Source organism: Streptomyces albospinus, assembly GCF_014648695.1.
GTDB classification, from domain to species: Bacteria; Actinomycetota; Actinomycetes; order Streptomycetales; family Streptomycetaceae; genus Streptomyces; species Streptomyces albospinus.
Window position 1 is genome coordinate 72,340 of the sequence record NZ_BMRP01000033.1, and the last position, 4,468, is coordinate 76,807.

At 68.4% G+C, this 4,468-nt stretch carries 5 protein-coding genes and 1 other RNA gene; 5 read left to right on the forward strand and 1 reads right to left on the reverse strand.

Going from position 1 to position 4,468, the window contains the following annotated elements; all coding sequences use genetic code 11:
- Positions 1-75: 75 nt before the first annotated feature.
- Positions 76-270, reverse strand: a complete 195-nt coding sequence (locus IEZ17_RS31245) for a hypothetical protein (protein WP_189306051.1) — start codon at positions 268-270, stop codon at positions 76-78.
- 250 nt (positions 271-520) lie between these two features.
- On the opposite strand from IEZ17_RS31245, the gene ftsE reads away from it, so the two are divergent.
- The 5 genes from ftsE to ssrA all read left to right on the forward strand — a co-directional run bounded on the left by ftsE (position 521) and on the right by ssrA (position 4,409).
- Positions 521-1,210: a cell division ATP-binding protein FtsE gene (gene ftsE / locus IEZ17_RS31250; protein WP_189306053.1), complete on the forward strand. Its 690-nt coding sequence runs from the start codon at positions 521-523 to the stop codon at positions 1,208-1,210.
- 9 nt (positions 1,211-1,219) lie between these two features.
- On the forward strand, positions 1,220-2,131 hold the full coding sequence (gene ftsX / locus IEZ17_RS31255; protein WP_189306055.1) for a permease-like cell division protein FtsX: 912 nt from the start codon (positions 1,220-1,222) through the stop codon (positions 2,129-2,131).
- Positions 2,132-2,198: 67 nt separating this feature from the next.
- Positions 2,199-3,395, forward strand: a complete 1,197-nt coding sequence (locus IEZ17_RS31260) for a S41 family peptidase (protein ID WP_189306057.1) — start codon at positions 2,199-2,201, stop codon at positions 3,393-3,395.
- 18 nt (positions 3,396-3,413) lie between these two features.
- Positions 3,414-3,911, forward strand: a complete 498-nt coding sequence (gene smpB, locus IEZ17_RS31265) for an SsrA-binding protein SmpB (protein WP_159503524.1) — start codon at positions 3,414-3,416, stop codon at positions 3,909-3,911.
- A 128-nt stretch (positions 3,912-4,039) separates the two neighbouring features.
- Positions 4,040-4,409: a transfer-messenger RNA gene (gene ssrA / locus IEZ17_RS31270) on the forward strand.
- Positions 4,410-4,468: the final 59 nt, after the last annotated feature.

Genomic DNA, 4,468 nt, shown 5'->3' on the forward strand with positions numbered 1-4,468 from the left:
CGCACACGGCGGCATGCCGCTCTTGCCGGCGCCCTCACCCGGCAACCGCTGCGGTAGCGGGGCGTGCGGGCGCCGTTACGCCACAGTCTGGCGCAGCACAGCCGCGAGCGCGACCAGCACGATCACCAGGGCCACCAGCATCGCGGGGTTGAGCTGGCCGAATATGCCGGCTTGCTGCTGGAGCCGTTCCCTGCTCGCCCGGCACACAGGGCAGCGGCCCTCGCTCACAGGGGCCGCGCAATTGGCGCACACCAATCGGTCGTACGTCATGCGACCTCCTTCTTTACTGCACCAACGCACCAGGAGGCGCGACGGTTCCCTCTACCACTGTGCCAGCTCCGCGGCCGAACGGCGCGCCCCGCGGGTTTGTGCGCCTTTTGTCCCCCTAGGCGCCGTGACGAAACGCACCAACCCCGCACGACGGCTTCGCGGCCACCCGAGGTTCGCGTAGGGTCACGCTCACCGACGGGAGCCCTCACCGGTATCCCGTGCCCCTACCCAGGTCGACCGTGGTGCATCAGTGATCCGATTCGACAACGTCTCCAAGACCTACCCGAAGCAGAACCGCCCCGCACTCAGGGATGTCTCCCTGGAGATCGAGCGCGGCGAGTTCGTCTTCCTGGTGGGCTCCTCGGGCTCCGGTAAGTCAACCTTCCTGCGGCTGCTCCTCCGTGAGGAGCGCGCCAGCCATGGCGCCGTACACGTACTGGGGAAGGATCTCGCCAAGCTCTCCAACTGGAAGGTCCCGCAGATGCGGCGCCAGGTGGGCACGGTCTTCCAGGACTTCCGGCTGCTCCCCAACAAGACAGTGGGGCAGAACGTCGCCTTCGCGCTGGAAGTCATCGGCAGGCCGCGCGGGCAGATCCGCAAGACGGTGCCCGAAGTCCTCGACCTCGTCGGCCTCGGCGGCAAGGAGGACCGTATGCCGGGTGAGCTCTCCGGTGGTGAGCAGCAGCGCGTCGCCATCGCGCGGGCCTTCGTCAACCGCCCGATGCTGCTCATCGCGGACGAGCCCACCGGCAACCTCGACCCGCAGACCTCCGTCGGCATCATGAAGCTGCTGGACCGGATCAACCGGACCGGCACGACGGTGGTCATGGCAACGCACGATCAGCAGATCGTCGACCAGATGCGCAAGCGGGTCATGGAACTCGAGAAGGGCCGGCTCGTACGCGACCAGTCGCGCGGCGTGTACGGCTACCAGCACTGAAAGGACGCCATGCGCGCCCAGTTCGTCCTGTCGGAGATCGGCGTCGGTCTCCGCCGTAACCTCACGATGACCGTCGCCGTCATCGTCTCCGTAGCCCTCTCGCTCGGCCTGTTCGGCGCCTCGCTGCTGATGCGGGACCAGGTCAGCACCATGAAGGGCTACTGGTACGACAAGGTCAACGTCTCCATCTTCTTCTGCAACAAGAACGACGCCGAAACGGCAGGCAACTGCGCCAAGGGCGCGGCCACCCAGCAGCAGAAGGACGACATCAAGGCCGAGTTGAGCCGGCTGCCGATCGTGCAGAACGTGGAGTACGAGTCCAGCGACCAGGCGTACAAGCACTACAAGGAGCAGTTCGGCGACACCCCCGTCGCCGGTCTGGTGACGCCCGACCAGCTGCCGGAGTCCTTCCGGGTCAAGCTGAAGGACCCGACGAAGTTCGCGGTCATCAAGTCGGCGTTCTCCGAGCGGCCCGGCGTCGAGCAGGTGCAGGACCAACGGGACACCGTTGAGCCGCTGTTCAACCTCCTCAACGGCATGAACATCGCCGCGCTGTGCGTGATGGGGCTGATGCTGGTCGTTGCGCTGATGCTGATCGTCAACACCGTGCGGGTGTCGGCGTTCAGCCGCAGGCGGGAGACCGGGATCATGCGGCTGGTGGGAGCGTCGAGCTTCTACATCCAGATGCCGTTCATCCTGGAGGCCGCCATCGCCGGCCTGCTCGGCGCGCTGTTCGCGTGCGTGCTGATCGGCGGCGGCAAGTACCTCCTCATCAACAACTGGCTGGCGAAGAAGATCCAGGTGATCAACTTCATCGGCTGGGACTCGGTGATCACGGTGCTGCCGCTGGTGCTGCTCATCGGGCTGCTGATGCCCGCGCTCGCCGCGTTCTTCGCGCTGCGCAAGTACCTCAAGGTGTGACCTTCGCCAAGGGCGCCGTACGGACAACTCCCCGTATGGCGCCCTTTCGTCGCCTAGACTCACCCGCATGTCGGGCCCGTGTTCGTACGACCGGCCCCGCCGCATCCGCAGCGGGGCGGCCCTCACGTTGCTCCTCGCCGGGGTGATCGCCTTAGGGGCGGTGACCGGGGCGTGGCACGACGAGGCCGAGGGCGCGGTGGAATCGGTCGCCGCGCAGCGTCCGGCCGAGGGGCCGGCCGCGGACCGCGCGGCCGTCGAGCGGGCCGCCGCGAAGGCCGTCGAGGACGGCAAGTCCGGTTCGCAGGCCGCCGCCGAGGTCGTCAGCCGCAGCGGCGACCGCTGGTCGACGATCTACACACACGGAGAATTCGAGGACTTCCAGGAGCAGTTGGACGGCGCCTACGTCGGCGTCGGCCTGTGGGTGCGGCAGCAGGCCGGCGGCCGGATCGCGGTGTCCCGGGTGCAGCCCGGCAGCCCCGCCGCCCGCGCCGGGATCGCCGTCGGCGACGGCCTGGACGCCATCGACGGCCGGGCCTCACGGGGGCGGCCGGTCACCGAGACGGTCGCCCGGCTGCGCGGCGACGACCATGGGGGCTCCCGGGGGGCCGCGGCCGGCACCCCCGTCCGGCTGGACCTGGAGCGGGCCGCCCGCCATTGGAGCGTGACCCTGCACCGCGCCCGGCTGCGCACCCAGAACGTCACCGTGGACCGCCCGGCCGGCGCCGGCGGCCCGACCCGGATCCGGGTCGCCGCGTTCGCCAGGGGCACCGGGGCCGCCGTCCGCCGCGCGGTCGCCGCCGCCGATCCGCGGCACGGGCTGCTGCTGGACCTGCGCGGCAACACGGGCGGCCTGGTCACCGAGGCCGTCGCCACCGCGTCGGTCTTCCTGGACGGCGGACTGGTCGCCACCTACGACGTCCGCGGCAGCCAGCGCGCCCTGTACGCGAAGCGCGCCGGCAACACCCGTATCCCCCTGGTCGTCCTGGTCGACGGCGGCACGATGAGCGCCGCCGAGCTGCTGTCGGGCGCGCTTCAGGACCGCGGCCGGGCGGTCGTGGTCGGCTCGCCGACGTTCGGCAAGGGCTCGGTCCAGATGCCCAGCGAGCTGGCGGACGGCTCGGTCGCCGAGCTGACCGTCGGCCACTACCGCACCCCCTCCGGCCACACCGTCGACGGCGCCGGCATCACCCCCGACCTGATCGTCGAGGATCATGCCGAGAACCGTGCCCGGACAGTATTGAGTGGCCTCGGCACCGGCGCGTAGTGCGAAAATGGCCGCACTATGGCTAAGGACAAGGGCAAGGACAAGAACGCCGGGCGCAAGCTCGTCGCGCAGCACAAGAAGGCGCGGCACGACTACCACATTCTGGACACCTACGAGTGCGGTCTGGTGCTGACCGGCACCGAGGTGAAGTCGCTGCGTCAGGGCCGGGCGTCGCTGGTGGACGGATTCGTCCAGATCGACGGCAATGAAGCCTGGCTGCACAACGTACACATCCCCGAATACGCCCAGGGCACCTGGACCAACCACAGTGCGCGGCGCAAGCGGAAGCTGCTGATGCACCGCGCCGAGATCGACAAGCTGGAGTCCAAGAGCCAGGAGTCGGGGCACACGATCGTGCCGCTGTCCCTCTATTTCAAGGACGGCCGGGCCAAGGTCGAGATCGCGCTGGCCAAGGGCAAGAAGGAGTACGACAAGCGGCAGACGCTCCGCGAGAAGCAGGACCGCCGGGAGGCGGATCGGGCGATGTCGGCGGCCCGCCGCAAGCAGCGCGCCTGAGCGGACGGACCCTTTGAGGGGGCTGCCGGGGGGCCGCCGGGGAATTCGCTGGCACCGCCGTGCGTTGGTCACGTACGATGGGTGCGCACCCCAGGAGAGGGGTGTGCACCACCTTGATAAATCAACATGGGGATGATCGGTTTCGACAGCGGATGTCGAAGCAGGGGAAGCGAGTCGAGGAAGCGGCAATGATCTCGTTAACCATGTGTCGCAACCAATAATCGCCAACACCAAGCGCGATTCCTTCGCCCTCGCTGCCTAAGTAGCGACCTGCGAAGTGTCAGCCCGGGGATGTTCCCGACCCGGATCCTGGCATCAGCTAGGGGACTAAACTCCTGAACCCGGTCACGGGGTGCAGGAGGAAATCAAACAGTGGCTGGGCCCGTCGGAGACTTGTTCGCGTGATCTCCGGGGCCGAGAAAAGCGCAGCGAACTGCACTCGGAGAAGCCCTGATTCCGCACCGTTGGACGCGGGTTCGATTCCCGCCATCTCCACGAAGACGACAGGCGACGTGTGCCCGCGAAATGAGCGGGCCACGTCGCCTGTCGTCGAAGTC